The following is a 16,966-nucleotide window of genomic DNA, read 5'->3' as shown; positions in this document are numbered from 1 at the left end:
CATGCAGTTCGGACGCACATATGAGGAATTCGAGGTCGGCGCGGTCTACAAGCACTGGCCCGGAAAGACGGTCACGGAGTACGACGACCACCTCTTCTGCCTGCTGACCATGAATCACCACCCGCTGCACATGGACGGCAATTACGCGGAGAAGACGACCGATTTCGGGAAGAACGTCGTCGTCGGCAACTACGTCTACTCGCTGCTGCTCGGCATGTCGGTGCCGGACGTCTCCGGAAAGGCCATCGCCAACCTGGAGGTCGAATCGCTGAAGCACATCGCGCCGACCTTCCACGGCGACACGATCTACGGCGAGACGACGGTGCTGGACAAGACGCCGTCGAAATCCAAGAGCGACCGCGGGATCGTGTACGTGGAGACCCGGGGCTACAAGCAGGACGGCACCGTGGTCTGCGTCTTCCGGCGCAAGGTGATGGTCCCCACCGAGACGTACATCAAGGAGCGCGGCGGCGAGCAGCCCGGCCGCCCGACGCCGTCCAACTGACCCGCGCGGCCGTGCGGCCGCCCGCGTGAAGCCACAGGAGAAGCAGCCATGACGCGACTCGCCCAGACCGCCGGTCTGAACGACGTACAGCGGGAGATCCTCGCCACGGTCCGGGATTTCGTCGACAAGGAGATCATTCCGGTCGCCACCCGACTGGAGCACCGGGACGAGTACCCCACGCAGATCGTGGAGGGACTGAAGGAACTCGGCCTGTTCGGGCTGATGATCCCCGAGGAGTACGGGGGCCTGGGCGAGTCGCTGCTGACCTACGCGCTGTGCGTGGAGGAGATCGCGCGCGGCTGGATGAGCGTGTCGGGCATCATCAACACGCACTTCATCGTGGCCTACATGCTCAAGCAGCACGGCACCCAGGAACAGAAGGACGCCTTCCTGCCGCGGATGGCGCTGGGCGAGGTGCGCGGGGCCTTCTCGATGTCCGAGCCGGCGCTCGGCTCGGACGTCTCGGCGATCTCGTCGAAGGGCGTGAAGGACGGCGACGAGTACGTTCTCAACGGCCAGAAGATGTGGCTGACGAACGGCGGCACCTCGACGCTGGTGGCCGTACTGGCCCGAAGTGACGAAGGCCACCCCGAGGGGACCGCGCCGCACAAGTCGATGACGACCTTCCTGGTGGAGAAGGAGGCCGGATTCGGAGAGGTCCGGCCCGGCCTGACCATTCCCGGGAAGATCGACAAGATGGGCTACAAGGGCGTCGACACGACCGAGCTCATCATGGACGACCTGCGCATTCCGGCCAATCGTGTTCTCGGCGGCACGACGGGCCGAGGTTTTTACCAGATGATGGACGGCGTCGAGGTCGGCCGGGTGAATGTCGCGGCACGTGGCTGCGGTGTCGCACAGCGTGCTTTCGAACTGGGCGTTTCGTACGCACAGCAGCGCCACACCTTCGGCAAGCCGATCGCCCAGCACCAGGCGATCCAGTTCAAACTGGCCGAAATGGCCACCAAGGTCGAAGCCGCTCATGCCATGATGGTGAATGCGGCCCGCAAAAAGGACTCCGGGGAACGTAACGACCTGGAGGCAGGGATGGCGAAGTACCTCGCCTCCGAGTACTGCAAGGAAGTCGTCGAGGACGCCTTCCGCATCCACGGCGGCTACGGCTTCTCCAAGGAGTACGAGATCGAGCGCCTCTACCGCGAGGCGCCGATGCTGCTGATCGGTGAAGGTACCGCCGAGATCCAGAAAATGATCATTGGCCGGCGCCTCTTGGAGGAGTACCGATTCCAGGGCTGATTGTCCGTTCTGGGGTGATTTGGTGGCGAAGAACATCACACCGGGTCACCCTCGACGGGCGGCGTTCGACAGTCCGACTCGGCTGCTGGCTTGCCCAGTTGCGCCCGGCAACCGATAGCATCTTCGGAAAGCCGCCGTCCCCCGTTGCCAGCGCGGCATCATCCGCTACGAAGGTCATCCATGCCCGACAGCACTTCCTCCGCATCCCGCGGCGGGGTCCGCATCGCCCGCGGAGCATCTCCGTGGCTCCTGCCGACCGTCGCCACCGCAGCCCTCAGCCTGGCCCGCGCCCGCACGTCGGGGCGCTGGGCGGCTGCGGCTGTGCCCACCACCGCGCTCGCGGCGGGCATGCTGTGGTTCTTCCGTGACCCCGAGCGCGAGATCTCCGAGGGCCGGGTCATCTCCCCGGCCGACGGCGTGGTGCAGAGCATCATGCCGTGGAAGGACGGGCGCACCCGCGTCGCGATCTTCATGAGCCCGCTCAACGTCCACGTCAACCGCGCCCCCCTGGCGGGCACCGTGACGTCGGTCGAGCACATTCCGGGCGGGTTCGTTCCGGCGTTCAACAAGGAGAGCGAGAACAACGAGCGCGTCGTCTGGCACTTCGACACCGAGCTGGGCGACATCGAGATGGTGCAGATCGCCGGAGCGGTCGCCCGTCGGATCGTGCCGTACCTCCCCCAGGGCACGAAGGTGGAGCAGGGCGAGCGCATCGGCCTGATCCGCTTCGGCTCGCGCGTGGACATCTATCTCCCGGAGGGGATCGATGTCGCGGTCGAGGTCGGCCAGGCCACCACCGCGGGGGTGACTCGAATTGACCGTGATTGATCCTGATACCAAGGCCGGCTGGGTGCCGGAGGCCGACGAGGAGAACGACGCCGACGGCACGGAGGACATGCCGCTGTCGATGCGGCTGTCGATAGCGGACACGCTCACACTCGGTAACGCGACGTGCGGTTTCATGGCGGTGTACTTCACCACCACCGGCATCCTGATCCCGCACCTCACGGGCAGCGACGAGACGGGCATGGCCCGGCACTCGGCCGCCACCGCGGTGATCCTCATGCTGATGGCCGCGATCTTCGACCTGTTCGACGGGCTCGTGGCGCGCAAGCTGCGCTCCTCCCCGATGGGCGCCGAGCTGGACAACCTCTCGGACCTCATCAGCTTCGGGCTCGCGCCGGCCTACTTCGTGCTCGTGTACGGCATGGTCGCCGACGACGCCCACCAGAGGGTGTCGGCGCTGGCGGCGATCGTGGTGCTGCTGGCGGTGGTGCTCAGGCTGGCCAGATTCTCCTGCGTGACATTGAAGGACGGCATGTTCCAGGGCATGCCGAGCCCCTTCGGAGCGCTGACGGTCGTCTCGATCGTGCTCCTGGAGCTGCCCTTCGTCCCGACGCTGCTCGCGATCGTCGGGGTGGCGTGGCTGATGGTGAGCCGGGTGGAGTACCCCAAGCCGCGGGGCATCCTCGCGGTGGCGATGCTCAGCTGGATCGTGGGCGCGATGGGGCTGCTCGCCGCGTGGGCGTTCGACGCGCCGGGCGGGCAGCTGCTGCTCCAGACGGGCTGCGCGCTCCAGGTGGTGCTCGGCGCGGTGATCCCGCTGTTCGCCACGGCGCGACGGGTGAACACGTTCCGTGACAACCGGCGCGAGGCGCGGGCGGCTCAGCTCCCGTAGCGGCCGACACGCGAAGAACGACAGGGCGAGGGCCCGGATGCTCCCCGGCATCCGGGCCCTCGCGCGTTCCCGGTACCCGGGCGTTCCGGGGCGTCCCGCGTTCTCCGGCGCCGATGTCAGGAGGCGTCCCGGGGCTCCAGGGCCCAGATCAGCTCGGTGCGCAGGGGGCCGTTCCGGTCCAGGAAGGCGCCGTGGGCGGGGGCGAGCCCGGCGAGCTGGGAGGCGTGGCACAGGACGGCCTCGCGCTTGGCCGCCCACTGCTCGTCGGTGAGCGTCAGCTCGTGGCGGACGGTGAGCCGGTGGGAGCGGTCCAGCCGCTGGTAGGCGGTCCCCCACTTCTCGCTCGCGGCCAGTGCGGCGCTCGCGTCGGGGGCGCCCCACTCCGGGAGGTGCCCGGTGTAGGGCAGGTCGGCGTAGACGTGGGGCTCGGGCGCACCGGCCTCGGCGAGGACCCGCTGGGCGCGCAGCCGTACGGCCTCGTGGTCCGGCTGGTTGGTGGCGAGCGGTAGGAGGACCAGGGCGCCGGGGGCCAGCGAGCGCAGCAGGGGGTCGAGGCCGGCCGGTTCGTCGCCCTCGCGGACGTAGGGGCCGTCGGGGTGGTCGACGAGGACCTGTTCGGCCCCGAGGAGCGCGCAGGAGCGGGCGTCCTCGGCCCGCCGGGCCTCGTACGCCTCACGGGCCGAGCTGAAGCCGCAGAGGGCGTCCCACCCCGAGACCGGCAGGCCGGGGGCCGGGGGGCCGCCGTGGACGGTGACCACGGCGAGCGGGCCGGGGAGGGTGGGCAGCAGCCCGGCGAGGGAGAGGGCGGCGTCGTCGAAGTGCGGCGAGATGACGACGGTGCGCCAGGGCGGGGGGACGGCGGTGGGCACGGGTCCTCCGGAGGGGTGCGGTCGGCCGGTGTACGGGGCTTCGGACGGGCGGGGCTTCGGGGCGGCGGGGCTTCGGGGCGGCGGCTGGGGCGGGTGACGGTTCAAGGGCCCCCGGCCGGGGGCGGGTGAAGGCGTCAGGGGCGGGGGCCGGCCTCGGAGGCCCGGGGGATGTCCAGGGGGGCGAGGGCCCTGTCCCAGGCGGCGTCGTCGCCCTCCCAGCGGCCCGGGCGGAGGGGGACCGTGCCCCACAGGACGCCCGGCGGGAGGGCCGCGGCGTCCTCCGGTGGCGTACGGCGCAGCCACAGCAGGTCGAAGGCGTGGGCCGGGTAGCGGGTGCGCAGCAGGGCGTGCAGAGCGGCCAGGTCCGGGGCGCCACTCTCGTCGAACGCGTCCTGGTGGACGTACAGGACGCGGGAGCGGGAGGCGGTCAGGGTGCGCCAGCGGGCGGCGAGGTGGTCGAACTTGGACCGGACCGCGGCGAACTGCTCCGCGATGAGGGCGGGGGTCAGGGGGGCGCCCTCCGGGGCGCGGAAGTCGTGGAAGAAGCGGATGTCCGAGCCCCGGTCCCGTACGCAGGAGCCGTCGCCGAACGGTTCGCACAGGCCGGGGCGGAGGACGTTGGCGAAGTCGGCCGCGATGGTCTCCCGTACGGCGGCGAGGTCGAGGTCGAGCCAGTCGAAGAAATGGGCCCGCTCGACGCCGGTGACGCGGCGGAGCTGGTAGGTCGATTCGCAGTGGTAGCCGAGGCCGACGCAGACGTCGTACATCGCGTACCCGGTCAGGCGGCGGTGCGCCGCAGCAGGACGCCGATGGAGCCGCGCTTGCTCAGATAGGCGCGGCCGCCGCAGACGGCTTCCAGCGCGGGAGCCACGAGCGGCCTCTCGTCGGCCTTCTCCCAGTGCGGGGTGCGCTCCAGCCACGGGGTCAGTCCGGCGGCGAGGGCCTCCGGTTCCAGGGCGACGAAGACCAGGTCGGCGGGGAGGCGGTCGAGCAGGTCGAGGTCCTGGCCGTAGTAGAGCATCTCGATCAGGAGGTAGGCCGCGCCGGGGAGGCGGGGGCGGGCGGCCAGCTCCTCCAGGGACTCCGGGTGGACGTGCGCCGTCTCCCCCGCGCGGGCGGTGAGCCGGTGGCGGAAGGCCGCGTTGGGTTCGGTCGCGTGGACGGTGAACCCCTTGTCCACGAGCCGCGCGGTGAGGGCTCCCTCGCAGGCGCCGACCTCGACGAGGGGGCCGCGGCCGGGCGGGCAGTGCCCGGCGATCCAGGCGACGGTGGTGTCCAGCCGCTCCGCCTCGTAGGCGGAGGTGGCGAACTCCCAGGGGTCGTCCACCGTGGCGGCGTCCTCGTCGAGGCTGGCCAGGAGAGCGAACAGCCGCTCGCGCTCCTCGGGCCCGGCCGCGAAGAAGCGTTCGGTGGCGTGGACCCGTCCGGTGCGGACGACGTGCTCCTCCGAGGCGGTGCGGAGCAAGTGTCCGCAGTGCCGGTTGACGAAGGCGAGTTTGGCGGCGGCCTCGGCGCGGTCCAGCGGCCGGTCCAGATCGCTGAGGAACTGGAGGTACGGGGAGTGGCCGACGGCGTGCAGCACGGGGCGGCCCCCCGCGGCGTCGGCGGCGTCCCTGCCGAGACGGCCTCGGCTGCGCCGGGTGTCGGCGGGCGAGTGGGTCCAGAGGCGGGCGGGCCCTCCTCCGGCCGACGCCTCGACGAGGACGGCCAGGGCCTCGGGCCCCGGGGACGCCGCGTGCTCGTCGACGGGCCGGACCAGGGGCGCCAGGGCGTCGAGGCGGTCGGCGAGCGGCCGGCCGACGGGGAGCACCAGGCGCTCGGCGGTGTCGCCGCACAGGACGTGGACCTCGTGCTCCTCCCCGCCGAGCACGGAGAGGAAGTCCAGGGCGGCGTCCTCGGCCCTGAGTACCGTCACGACGTCGATCACGGAAGGATCCCCTCAGCAGAACGCGATAGGACTCGGCGGCGGACGGGCGGGGTCCGGCCCCGGGCGGGCGGGCTCCGGCCGTCTGCCGGCGAAAGCGGGCGGACCCGGTCCCGAAGGCATGGGGTCCGGAACGAGCTAACCACCGCCGCCCCATGTGGTCCAGACCAATTTTCCGCCGATCACGAGGGCCCTCGGGCGCGGCCGAGCGGCGGTGGAGCCCCGCCCGCCGCCGCGCGGGAACCGGTGCCCCGCCCGCTTCGCACAGTCGAGATCCGGCCACCTCGGGCGTCCTGCCGCCCCCGGGACCGACAGAGGCGCCGCCCCCGAGGAAACCGCTCCGCTCCACCGGCCCGGCACGGGTCGCCGGGCACCGCGCCCTCGGCCGTCCCGGCGCCGGGGGCAGGGGGCGGTGCTGCTAGGGCGTGTTTCGAAAGTAGCGCCGTCCGCCCGGAGGGCGGGCTCGGCGGCGTCCGGTGCGTGCGATCGCAAGGCGGAGGGCCGCCCCGATACCGGATGTATCGGGGCGGTCCCGACAACGCCGCGAGCGTGCGTGCCGGGCGTCGCCGAGCAGGCGGGACTTTCGAAACCCGCCCTAGAGCCTGTCGCGGAACGGAGGCGCATCCGGCGCGTCGGGAGGCGCGGCGGGGAGGGCCGGGCACGGGGAGGCGCACGGACCGTCCTGCTCTGTCCGTGCGCCTCCCCGCCGGGCCGTTCTCACGACGGTGCGCCCCGTCGGGCCGCTTCCGGCCGCGGGGCTCAGGAACCGGGGGTGAAGGACTCGGCCGCGGCGGCGACCTCGGCCGGGCGGACCACCTTCAGCCCGCCTGCGGCAGCGGCGTCCGGCTTCATGATGACGCTCTCCCGGGTGGACGGGGCCTTCGGGTCCGAGAAGTCGTGCGTCACGCCGAACTCGGTCCCGTACCCCTTGATCGTGAGCAGCGCCTTGTCGATGCCCTCGCGGGTGAGGTCCTTGTCGTCGCACGCCTTGGACAGCGCCTCGCCGAACAGGGAGGCCGCCGTGTAGCCGGCCACGACGCCGTTGTCGAGCACGTCCTTCGGGTACTGGGCGGCGTACTCCTCGGCCAGCTTGGCGGGCCCGTCGCCCGGGTCGCCGATGGGCAGGGTGGAGGAGGCCACGTAGTAGTCCTTGAGCAGGGCGGGGCCCGCCTGGGTCTTCAACAGCTGGGGGGCGAAGGCCGAGTTGTTGCCGACGACGGGGACGTCGAAGCCGGTGGCCGCGGCGACGCCGACGAGCGAGGCCGCCTGGCGGGGGCCGGCGCTGACGATCACGGCCTCGACCCCCGCCTGCTTGAGGGCGGCGACCTGGGCCGTCATGTCGTTGTCGGTCGGCTTGATCTTCTGCTCGACGACGGTGAGCCCGGCCTCCTTCGCCGCGTGCTTCGAGCCGGCGAGCGCGTTCTCGCCGTAGTCGCCCTCGAAGTACACATGGCCGATCTTGTCGCCCTTCGCGATCCGCTTCTCCGCGAGGAGGTAGTCGATCAGGTTGATCGTCTCGACGTCGTAGGTGGCGCCGATGACCCGGATATACGGGGAGCCGAGCAGGTTGGCGGACCACGCCTGGGGCAGGACGAGGCCCTTGTCCTGGCCGTCGATGCGCTGCTCGACGGCGGCGACGAACGGGGAGCCGATGAACTGGGCGAACCCCACCACGTCCGGGGCCAGTTCGGTGTACGCGGCGATCGCCTTCTGCGGGTCGTAACCGTGGTCGCGGACGGTCAGCTCGATCTTCCGGTCGCAGATGCCGCCCTCCTCGTTGGTCTGCTTCACCCAGAGCTGCTGCGCCTGGGTGACGCTCTTGCCCAGCGAGGCGTAGACCCCGGTCATGTCGGTCAGCACGCCGAGGGAGATCGTGGAGGCGGAGACGCCGGGGCCGGTCTTGATCCCGCCCTCGCCCTTCCCGTCCGCCTTGTCGTCGGTCGTCTTGCCGCTGCACCCGACGAGGGTGACGGCGAGGGTGGCGACCACGGCCGTGAGCACTCTCAGTTTCATGACTTCTCCCCTGGATTCTTCGGTGCCGCTGATTGCTCAGGAGGCGCTGGTTGCCGCGGAAGTGCCGGCTTCTTCGGGACCGCCGGCTTCTTCGCGCGGCCGAGGCCGAGGCGGGCGAGGCCGCCGGGCAGGAACAGGACCACCGCGACCACCGCGGCGCCGTACAGGTAGCGGGACGCCTCACCTGGCGCCAGCCCGCCCGTGCCGGGGGCGGAGACCAGCGGCAGGGAGTCGCTGTAGTGCGTGAACACCTGCGGGAGCAGGGAGACGAAGGCGGCGCCGATCACGGCTCCGGCGACGCTGCCGAGCCCGCCGATGACGATCATGGCGAGGTATTCGAGGGACAGGATCATGCCGAAGTACTCGGGCACGGTCCGCTGGAAGACCAGGGCCAGCAAGACGCCCGCCAGGCCCGCGTACATCGAGGATAGGACGAAGACGCCCGCCCGGTAGCGGGCCACCGGCACACCCATCACCCCGGCCGCGATCCGGTGGTCGCGGATGGCGTTCATGGCGCGTCCGGGACGGCCCCGCAGCACACCCCGGGCGAACAGCGCGCTCAGCAGGAGCACGAGCAGGCCCGCGTACCAGAGCTTCTCCGAAGCCCCGAACGGAACGGCGGCCACGACGAGTTCTGCGTCGTCGAAGGTGAACCCGAAGACGGACAGCGGTGGTACGGGCCGACCGTTGTAACCGCCGGTCAGGGAGCCCGCGTTGAACAGGACGTGCTGCCCGATGAAGATCAGCGCGAGCGTCGCGATGCCGAGGTACGCACCGCGCAGCCGTCCGGCGATGGGGCTGAAGATCCCGCCCGCCACCCCGGCGAGCAGCACCGCGAGGATCGCGGCGAGCCAGGTGGGCAGCCCGAGTCCGGTCAGCGTGTGCCCGTTCTCGGTACCGCTCTCCCCCGCCAGGACGCAGTAGCCGTACGCGCCGACGGCGAGGAAGAACGCGTGTCCCATGGAGAGCTGCCCGGTCGCGCCGGTGAGCATGTTGAGCCCGATGGCCCCGATCGCCGCCGCCATCGCGAACAGCCCGGCCTGGAGCCAGAAGCGGTCCACGTAGAACGGGAGGGCCAGGAGCACGAGGGAGCCGAGGAGAACGGCGTACATACGGGGGCTGTGCAGCCGGTCGGTGAAACCCCCGGTGCGGGCGGTCGCCGGGGCGGCTTCGGCGGTGGCGTCAGACACGGGCCAGCTCCTTCGTGCCGAAGAGTCCCGCGGGCCGGATGAGCAGGACCGCGACCATCACCAGGTAGGGCGCCAGGTCTCCGATGCCCCGGCCGAGGAAGGAGAGGTCGCTCTGGTAGCCGGTGGCGAGCGCCTCGGTGACGCCGACGATCAGCCCCCCGGCCAGCGCCCCGGTGGTGGAGTCGAGTCCGCCGAGGATCGCGGCGGGGAACGCCTTGAGCGCGGCGAGCGAGGTGGCGCGTTCGAGACCCGGGGTCGGAAAGACGGTGAGGAAGAGGGCGGCGACGGCGGCGAGGGCCCCGGCGACCGCCCAGGCGGCGAGCGACACCCGCCCCAGCCTGATGCCCATGAGCGCCGCCGTCTGCGGGTTCTCGGCGGCGGCCCGCATCGACACGCCCCACGACGTGTAGCGGAAGGCGAGCAGGAACACCGTGATCAGCAGCCCGGCGGCGAGGAACGCGGCGATCCGGGTGTGGGCGAGGGTGACGCCGCCGACGGTGAGGACCTCGTTGCCCCACGGATCCCCCAGGGCGAGCACGTCGGTGCCCATCCGGCGGGTGAGTTCGGTGATCAGGAGGATGTCGACGCCGATGGTGACGATGGCCAGGACGCTGTGGTCGCTGCCCCGGTAGCGGCGCATCACGAAGAACTCGATGCCCGCCCCGACCGCCGCGGCCCCCGCGATCCCGACGAGCAGCGCGGGCCAGAACCCGATGTCGTCGTGGAGCACGGCGGTGACGTAACCACCCGCCAACAGCAGGGAGGCATGGGCGAAGTTGACGACCTCGGTGGCCTTGAAGATGACGACGAAGCCGAGTGCGATGAGGGCGTAGACCGAGCCGATCGACAGGCCGCCGAGGAGGAGTTCGACGAAGGTGGTCATTGCGGTGCTCCCAAGTAGGCCTGGACGACTGCCGGATCGTTCTGGACCTCGGCGGGGGCGCCTCCGGCGATCCGGCGTCCGAAGTCGAGTACGGTCACCGCGTCCGCGAGCCGCATCACCACCCCCATGTCGTGCTCGACCAGCACGATGGAGATGCCGAGGCTGTCGCGTACGTCGGCCACGACGGCCGCGGTGCGGCGGCGCTCGTCCGCGGTCATCCCGGCGATCGGCTCGTCCAGCAGCAGGACCTTGGGCTCCATGCACAGGGCGCGGCCGAGTTCGACGAGCTTCTGCTGCCCGTACGGGAGCGATCCCGCCGGGCGCTCCAACTCCTTTTCGAGGCCGATGAATTCGGCGATCTCACGGACCCGCTCCCGGTGCCGCCGTTCCTCGCGGGCGGCGGAGGGCAGCCGCAGGCCGGTGGCGAGGAATCCGGCGCGGGTGAGCCGGTGGCGGCCCAGCAGGAGGCTGTCGGCGACGGTGGCGTGCGGGGGCAGCGCCAGGTTCTGGAAGGTGCGGGCGACCCCGAGGTCCGCGACGGCGTGCGGGGGGAGCCCGGTGAGTTCGGCGTCCCCGAGGCGGACCTGTCCGGAGGTGGCGCGGTAGACCCCGGACAGGACGTTGAAGCAGGTGGACTTGCCCGCGCCGTTGGGTCCGATGACGGCGTGCACGCTGCCGGGGTCCACGGTGAAGGAGACGCCGTCGAGGGCGGTGAGCCCGGCGAAGCGCACGGTGACGTCCCGCACGGCGAGGGCGTCCGCGATGGCACCCTGGGGGGCGGTCGCCGCGGCGGTCACGCGGACCACCTGCTCGGGGCCCGCCGGGCCGGATCGGCCGGGTTCCACCTGCTGAGGGTGCGCCGGCCCCGGCCGGCCGGTTCGGCGTCCGCCGCCGCGTCCTCGTCGACGACGCCGAGATAGCGGCGGCGCACCTCGTCGGAGGCGGCGAGTTCGTCGGCGGGCCCGGACAGGGCGACCTCGCCGACGTCGAGGACGTACGCCGTGGAGGCGAGCCGCAGGGCGATCGACGCGTTCTGCTCGACGAGCATGACGGAGGTGCCGCCCGCGTTGATCTCCCGCACGGTCTCCGCGATCCGGGCCGCCATCAGCGGGGCGAGACCGAGCGAGGGCTCGTCCAGCAGCAGCAGCCGGGGCCCCGCCATCAGGGCGCGGCCCATCGCCAGCATCTGCTGCTCGCCGCCGGACAGCAGCCCGGCCCGCTGGTGGGCGCGGTCGGCGAGCACCGGGAACAGTTCGTGCACCCGGGCCAGGGCGGCGCCCGTCTCCCCGCGCCCGCCGCGCGCCCCGAGGGCGCCCGCCCGCAGGTTGTCGGCCACCGTCATCCGGGCGAAGACCTGCCGGCCCTCCGGTACCTGGACCACTCCGGCGGCCACCACCTGGGCGGGCCGCAGTCCTTCCAGGGGGCGGCCGTCGAACCGGACGGTCCCGGCGCCCGTGCCCCGGTGGAAGCCGAGGGTCCGTGAGACGGCCCGCAGCAGAGTGGTCTTGCCCGCGCCGTTGCCGCCGAGGACGGCGGTGATCCCGCCGTCCGGCACATCGACGGAGACGTCGCGCAGCGCCCCGACCGGGCCGTACCCGACGGACAGGCCGCGGATCTCCAGCGTCGCCATGTGTGCTCCTCCTTCCGCCATGTCGTCTCGTGCACACCTCGTCGGTCGTGCTCCGCCGTGCCCCGCCGCGGGGTGGTGATCGTGCGGGGACGGGGCCACAGACCAGCACCGGGCGGGCCGCCCGTCCACGGCGCGCGACCGACTCGATGCGGGCGACCAGCGAACGGGGGGCCTCGTTGTGCACGTGCACAAAGGCGCGTAGGGGCGGGCGCCCAGCCGGGCGGCCGGTGGCATCCTCATCGGTCGTCAGGAGCGCCCGGACCGGGGACGGAGCGGCGGATGGGGTGGGGGACGCGGTACGGGGCGCTGCTGGGCCCGCTGCTGGCGGGCGGGGCGCGACCGGACGTGGTGGCGGACGCTGCGCACGGCCTCGGCCTGCCGGAGCGGGGGCGGTTCGCGGTGGTGGTGCTGGGCGCGCCCGTGCCGGAGGCGGTGGCGGCGGAGGGCCCGGACGCGGACGGGACGCGCTGGTGGTGGGGCCGGGCGGAGCGCTCCCCGGGCGCGGAGGAGGAGGACGTCGCGGTGGTGGTGCTGGGCGGAGCGGGTCCGGCCGGGGCGGTGGCGCGGCTCACGGAGCGCGGCGCGGGGCCGGGCGGCATGAGCCCGGTGGTGGGCTCCCCGGCGGAGCTGGGCGCGGCGCGGCGGCTGGCGGGCACGGCGCTGCTGACGTGCGTCCCGGGCGCCCGGAAGGTCGTACGGCTCGACGAGCGGCTGCCGGCGGCCCTGCTGGTGAGCCGGCCCGAACTGGCGGCCCGGCTCCTGGCGGAGGTGCTGGGGCCGCTGCTGGAACGGGGCCCGGCGGAGCGCGCGGTGCTGGTGGGGGCGGTGGAGGCGTGGTTGGAGTGCGGGGGGTCGGTGGGGCGGGCCGCGGTACGGCTGGGGTGTCACCGCAACACGGTGTTCAACCGGCTGCGGCGGCTGGAGCGGCTGACCGCGCGCTCGCTGACGCGTCCGCCCGAGCTGGTGGAACTGGTGCTGGCGCTGGAGGTGTTGAGGCTGACGCCGGGGGCGTCCTGAGGGCGGTTTCGTCCGGTCCGGGCTCCTCGGCGGCCTGGACGCCTGAGGGGCGGGGCCGGTCGTCGCGGGCGGGCGGCACGGCCCTCGCGGTGCACCGCCGCAGAAGGCGCCGCACCGCGAGGAGGAGGCCGGTCTCAGGCCGTGCCACGCCAGGCGCCGGTCGCGGCGCCGCGCTTCTCGATGAACTCCTTGAAGTTCTTCAGATCGTCCTTGGCCTGGCGGCGGACGAAGCCCAGCTTGTCGCCGACGGTGTCGGCGATGCCCTGCGGGTCGTGGTCGAGCTGGAGCATCACCTTGGTGTGCGTGTCGTCCAGGCGGTGGAAGGTGACGACGCCGGCCTGACGGACCTCGCCCCCCACCGTGGCCCACGCGACCCGCTCGTCGGGGATCTGCTCGGTGATCTCAGCGTCGAACTCACGGCTCACCCCGTCCACCTTGGTCTGCCAGTGGGTCAGCGTGGGCGTGCGCTGTTCGATGCGCTGCACCGCGTCCATGAACTGCGGGAACTCCTCGAACTGCGTCCACTGGTCGTACGCCGTGCGCACCGGAACGGCGACCTCGACGGACTCCTCGATCTTCGACATGCTCGCTCCCTGGAGTGATCGGGTTCGGATGGTGACGCCCTGCCGCATACCCGGGGCTGCCCGCACGACACCGGGCGGACCGCGGTGTTCTCGGCGCGGCACGGCGCGGTGTTCTCGGCCGGTACGGCGCGGCGGCCTCGATCGGCGCGGCGCGGCGCGTCCCTTCGTGTTGTGGAGCGGGCGCGATGAGGCGAACCTGGTAGCAGGGGGCGTCCAGGTGGGAGGCACCATGATCGTCCTCGGCCTCATCCTTCTGATCATCGGCCTGATCACCGGCATCGGCGTCCTGTGGACCATCGGGATCATCCTGGTGGCCGTCGGCGCGGTGCTGTGGGTCCTCGGCGCGCTGGGACACGCGGTGGGAGGACGACGGCACTACTGGTAGCAGGCCCGCCCGAGCGTTCCCCGCGGAAAGGGGGCCCGGCCCGGCCACGGGAGAGGGAGAGGCCCCGGGGTCCGCCGGGTCCTCTCCCTCTGCCGGGCCTCCTCGGCCCGGACGCGTCAGCCGTGCAGGAAGTCCCGGGCGATGGACTCGGCCGCCCGCTCCAGGAGCGGGCCGGCCTGGGCCATGGAGACGGCCGGATCGGGCTCCAGCTCGGCCAGGGCGTAGGCGCGCCGGATGCCCGCCCGCTGAAGGGCCTCCCCGGAGAGGTCGAGCCGTCCGCAGACGGCGACGGTCTCGATCCCGGCCGCCCGGGCGGCGGCGGCGACCCCTGCCGGGGCCTTGCCGTGCAGCGTCTGCTCGTCGAGCGAGCCCTCACCCGTGATCACCAGCGTGGCGCGGGCGAGCGCGGGGGCGAAGCCCAGCACGTCGAGCATCACCTCGATGCCGGGGCGGAAGCGGGCGCCGAGGGCGACGAGCGCCCCGTAGCCGATGCCTCCGGCCGCCCCCGCGCCGGGCAGTTCCGCCGCCTCGGGGCCCAGGATCGAGGCGTAGTGGGTCAGGGCCGCGTCGAGGACCGCGATGTCCTCCTCGCTCGCGCCCTTCTGCCGTCCGTACACCTCGGGGGCGCCCTTGGGGCCGGTCAGCGGGTTGTCCACATCGCTGGCCAGGACCAGGTCGACGCCCTTCAGCCGCGGGTCGAGCCCGGACAGGTCGGCCTCGGCCAGCTTCGCGAGGGGTCCGCCGCCGGGTCCGACGGGGCTGCCGTCCGCGTCCAGGAACCGGGCTCCGAGAGCGGCGAGCATGCCCGCGCCGCCGTCCGTGGTGGCGCTGCCGCCGACCCCGAACACGATCGTCGTCGCCCCCGCCTCCAGGGCGGCCCCCAGCAGCTCGCCCGAGCCGTAGGTGGTGGCCGAGAGCGGGGCGAACACCCCCGCGGGCAGGTGCTGGAGGCCCGACGCCTCCGCCATCTCCACCACGGCGGTGGACCCGCGCAACGCGTACGCCGCCGTCACCGGGTCTCCGAGCGGGCCGGTCACCCGCGCCTCGCGGCGTTCGAACCCGGCGGCCACGGCCGCGGCGACCGTGCCGTCGCCGCCGTCCGCGACCGGCAGGGTCTCCACCGCCAGGCCGGGGACGACGCGCCGCAGCCCGGCCGTCACCCGCTCCGCGACCTGTACGGCCGTGAGCGAGCCCTTGAACTTGTCCGCCGCGACGAGCACGCGCGCGGTCTCCACATCTGCTCCGTCCGTCACCTTGCATCCCTTGCTTTCGAACAGGCAGTCGCGCCGCCCCGACCCTATCCGCACGACCCCCTGTCTGCCCATGGCCGTCCCCGGCGGTGCGATCGGCACCCGCGCCCCGGGGCCTGTCGTCACACCGCCGGCTGCCGGGCGACGCGGCAGGGTGACGACAGGCCCTAGGCTGGCGGCCGTGACGACTCCCCATGCCGACTACGCCACGTACATCGCCGGACTTCCCCGGGTCCTGGCGGCCGCCGCCTCGCTCTTCCGGGACGCCGAGGGGCGGGTCCTCCTCGTCGAGCCGAACTACCGCGAGGGCTGGGCGCTGCCCGGCGGAACCGTCGAGTCGGACGCGGGCGAGAGCCCCCGCCGGGGCGCCCGGCGCGAGACGGCGGAGGAGATCGGACTCGACGTCGCGCCGGGGCGATTGCTCGTCGTGGACTGGGCGCCGGGCAACGGCCGCCCCCCGATCGTGGCGTACCTGTACGACGGCGGGGTGCTCGCCCCCGAGCAGTTGGCGCAGATCCGGATCCAGGAGGAGGAGTTGCTCTCCTGGCGGCTGGTGGCCCCCGCCGAACTGGACGGTTACCTGCCGGGCGCGCTCGGCGGCCGGGTACGCGCGGCGCTGGAGGTCCTGGCGTCCGGCGACGGGACGGCGGAACTGGAGAACGGCGAACGGGTCGGGTAGAAGCGCCTTCCCTCCCCGGGACGGTCCGCTGACCGCCGACGACGGGAAGGGCGCCCCGACGCGCCTTCCCGCGCGTGGCCGGTCCGCCCGGCCGGTCCGCCCGGCCGGTCAGCCCTGCTGGGCCTCCGGCTTGATCTCCACGTCGCGGGCCGTCGCCTCGTGCTCGGCGACGAGCGCTTCGGTGCGGTGGCCGCGCGCGATGTAGTCGCGGACCACGAGTTCGACGGCGTCCTGGGGGCTTCCCACCCCCGCGAGCACCATGACTTCCACGACGAGTTCGGCATCCAGACTGACGGTCACCTTGGCCATGTGCGGACCCTACCCCGGCGCGTTCCCCCTCAGGGCCCGATGTCCCGAAGAACCCCTCCCGACCGGGTCGTTCGGGAGCCGCGGCGGACGGCCGAGCCTCCTCCGGCCCACCGGCCCAGGGGTCCGGTCCGCCGTGTGGCGCAGGCGTCACGCCCCCCGGGTCCAGGGGCTGTGTGCCGCCCCGGGGGAAGGCTTCTCGTGGCACGGATCATCGACGGCAGGTTCGGCCCGAGGGAGGCGGCTCGCCCTCCTCGCACCAGCCCCCCGGGCGCGGGGAGACGCGGCCGGGCCCCGCGTACCGGCCGGACGGGCGCCTGAAACGGCCGGTCAGGGGGCCGACGGCTCGATCTCCCCGGCGAAGACGATGACCTGGTCGATGAGGCCGCGCCGGAAGTGGACGACGTCCGTCCCCGCCAGGCGGGGGCCGCCGCCCGGGGTGGTGAAGGCCCACCGGTACCGGGCCCACTCGTCCGGCATGTCCACCGCCGAGCAGCGCACCATCGTCCCGGTCCCCGCCGGGTGGCGCCGGATCTCCCGGACGAACTGCTCGACCGCCGCGATTCCCTCGCTGCGGCCCAACGGTCCCCAGAAGACCACGTCCGAGGTCAGGGCCTGGGAGAGCAGTTCGGCCACATAGTGGTCGTCCAAGGCGTTGAACGCGGAGAGGAACGTGTCGATCGCGGACTGCGCGGTCTCTTCTTGCATACCCCAGTAGTACCAGCCGCCCGCAAGGACACACGCGTCCTTGCGGGCATCGTCCGCGCCCCGTCCCGGCGGCCGGCCGGTGCGGGCCTGG

General features: G+C 72.9%; 19 protein-coding genes. 7 read left to right on the top strand and 12 right to left on the bottom strand.

Annotated elements, in window-relative coordinates:
• The first annotated feature begins 1 nt into the window (after position 1).
• From AMK24_RS19275 to pssA, 4 genes are all read left to right on the top strand, one after another.
• Entirely contained in the window at positions 2-505 is a 504-nt protein-coding gene (locus AMK24_RS19275) for a MaoC family dehydratase (protein WP_073770035.1), read from the top strand.
• A gap of 48 nt (positions 506-553) precedes the next feature.
• Complete coding sequence (locus AMK24_RS19270) at positions 554-1,759, top strand: acyl-CoA dehydrogenase family protein (protein ID WP_073770034.1); 1,206 nt, start codon at positions 554-556, stop codon at positions 1,757-1,759.
• Positions 1,760-1,939: 180 nt separating this feature from the next.
• Positions 1,940-2,587 (top strand): phosphatidylserine decarboxylase, encoded by a 648-nt coding sequence (locus tag AMK24_RS19265; RefSeq protein ID WP_073770033.1) that lies wholly within the window; start codon positions 1,940-1,942, stop codon positions 2,585-2,587.
• A gap of 22 nt (positions 2,588-2,609) precedes the next feature.
• Positions 2,610-3,437 carry a CDP-diacylglycerol--serine O-phosphatidyltransferase gene (pssA, locus tag AMK24_RS19260; RefSeq protein ID WP_199876467.1) on the top strand — a complete coding sequence of 276 codons (828 nt, stop codon included), beginning with the start codon at positions 2,610-2,612 and terminating at the stop codon, positions 3,435-3,437.
• 116 nt (positions 3,438-3,553) lie between these two features.
• Here pssA and AMK24_RS19255 read toward each other — a convergent pair whose 3' ends face one another.
• From AMK24_RS19255 to AMK24_RS19215, 8 genes are all read right to left on the bottom strand, one after another.
• A complete protein-coding gene (locus AMK24_RS19255) occupies positions 3,554-4,306 on the bottom strand; it encodes a PIG-L deacetylase family protein (protein WP_073770031.1) in 753 nt (250 codons plus the stop codon).
• Between the two features lie 134 nt (positions 4,307-4,440).
• Positions 4,441-5,073, bottom strand: a complete 633-nt coding sequence (locus AMK24_RS19250; RefSeq protein ID WP_073770030.1) for a DUF1796 family putative cysteine peptidase — start codon at positions 5,071-5,073, stop codon at positions 4,441-4,443.
• A gap of 11 nt (positions 5,074-5,084) precedes the next feature.
• Positions 5,085-6,233: an SAM-dependent methyltransferase gene (locus AMK24_RS19245; RefSeq protein ID WP_073770029.1), complete on the bottom strand. Its 1,149-nt coding sequence runs from the start codon at positions 6,231-6,233 to the stop codon at positions 5,085-5,087.
• A gap of 756 nt (positions 6,234-6,989) precedes the next feature.
• Positions 6,990-8,243: an ABC transporter substrate-binding protein gene (locus AMK24_RS19235; RefSeq protein ID WP_073770027.1), complete on the bottom strand. Its 1,254-nt coding sequence runs from the start codon at positions 8,241-8,243 to the stop codon at positions 6,990-6,992.
• A complete protein-coding gene (locus tag AMK24_RS19230; protein WP_073770026.1) occupies positions 8,240-9,433 on the bottom strand; it encodes a branched-chain amino acid ABC transporter permease in 1,194 nt (397 codons plus the stop codon). The genes AMK24_RS19235 and AMK24_RS19230 overlap by 4 nt, the downstream gene beginning before the upstream one ends.
• Positions 9,426-10,316 carry a branched-chain amino acid ABC transporter permease gene (locus AMK24_RS19225; RefSeq protein WP_073770025.1) on the bottom strand — a complete coding sequence of 297 codons (891 nt, stop codon included), beginning with the start codon at positions 10,314-10,316 and terminating at the stop codon, positions 9,426-9,428. Before AMK24_RS19225 ends, AMK24_RS19230 begins: the two co-directional genes overlap by 8 nt.
• Positions 10,313-11,122, bottom strand: a complete 810-nt coding sequence (locus AMK24_RS19220; RefSeq protein WP_073770324.1) for an ABC transporter ATP-binding protein — start codon at positions 11,120-11,122, stop codon at positions 10,313-10,315. The genes AMK24_RS19225 and AMK24_RS19220 overlap by 4 nt, the downstream gene beginning before the upstream one ends.
• Entirely contained in the window at positions 11,110-11,946 is an 837-nt protein-coding gene (locus AMK24_RS19215) for an ABC transporter ATP-binding protein (protein ID WP_073770024.1), read from the bottom strand. Before AMK24_RS19215 ends, AMK24_RS19220 begins: the two co-directional genes overlap by 13 nt.
• A 279-nt stretch (positions 11,947-12,225) precedes the next feature.
• On the opposite strand from AMK24_RS19215, the gene AMK24_RS35200 reads away from it, so the two are divergent.
• A complete protein-coding gene (locus tag AMK24_RS35200; RefSeq protein WP_073770023.1) occupies positions 12,226-12,963 on the top strand; it encodes a PucR family transcriptional regulator in 738 nt (245 codons plus the stop codon).
• A gap of 134 nt (positions 12,964-13,097) precedes the next feature.
• On the opposite strand, the gene AMK24_RS19205 is transcribed toward AMK24_RS35200, so the two are convergent.
• Positions 13,098-13,547, bottom strand: coding sequence for an SRPBCC family protein (locus AMK24_RS19205; RefSeq protein WP_073770022.1), 450 nt, complete (start codon positions 13,545-13,547; stop codon positions 13,098-13,100).
• Positions 13,548-13,776: 229 nt separating this feature from the next.
• Here AMK24_RS19205 and AMK24_RS34245 point away from each other — a divergent pair, with 229 nt between their 5' ends.
• A complete protein-coding gene (locus AMK24_RS34245) occupies positions 13,777-13,932 on the top strand; it encodes a DUF6131 family protein (RefSeq protein ID WP_199876457.1) in 156 nt (51 codons plus the stop codon).
• Between the two features lie 116 nt (positions 13,933-14,048).
• Here AMK24_RS34245 and AMK24_RS19200 read toward each other — a convergent pair whose 3' ends face one another.
• Positions 14,049-15,167 carry a glycerate kinase gene (locus AMK24_RS19200; protein ID WP_073770021.1) on the bottom strand — a complete coding sequence of 373 codons (1,119 nt, stop codon included), beginning with the start codon at positions 15,165-15,167 and terminating at the stop codon, positions 14,049-14,051.
• A gap of 196 nt (positions 15,168-15,363) precedes the next feature.
• Here AMK24_RS19200 and AMK24_RS19195 point away from each other — a divergent pair, with 196 nt between their 5' ends.
• Entirely contained in the window at positions 15,364-15,861 is a 498-nt protein-coding gene (locus AMK24_RS19195; RefSeq protein ID WP_073770020.1) for an NUDIX domain-containing protein, read from the top strand.
• A 108-nt stretch (positions 15,862-15,969) separates the two neighbouring features.
• Here the strand turns inward: AMK24_RS19195 and AMK24_RS19190 are convergent, their stop codons facing one another.
• The gene (locus AMK24_RS19190) at positions 15,970-16,170 is read right to left on the bottom strand and encodes a type II toxin-antitoxin system VapB family antitoxin (protein ID WP_073770019.1); all 201 of its coding nucleotides are present in this window, start codon (positions 16,168-16,170) and stop codon (positions 15,970-15,972) included.
• 327 nt (positions 16,171-16,497) lie between these two features.
• Complete coding sequence (locus AMK24_RS19185) at positions 16,498-16,875, bottom strand: nuclear transport factor 2 family protein (protein ID WP_073770018.1); 378 nt, start codon at positions 16,873-16,875, stop codon at positions 16,498-16,500.
• Between the last annotated feature and the right edge of the window lie 91 nt (positions 16,876-16,966).

Source organism: Streptomyces sp. CB02366, assembly GCF_001905905.1.
GTDB lineage: Bacteria > Actinomycetota > Actinomycetes > Streptomycetales > Streptomycetaceae > Streptomyces.
This window is presented reverse-complemented; position numbering and strand designations above follow the sequence as displayed.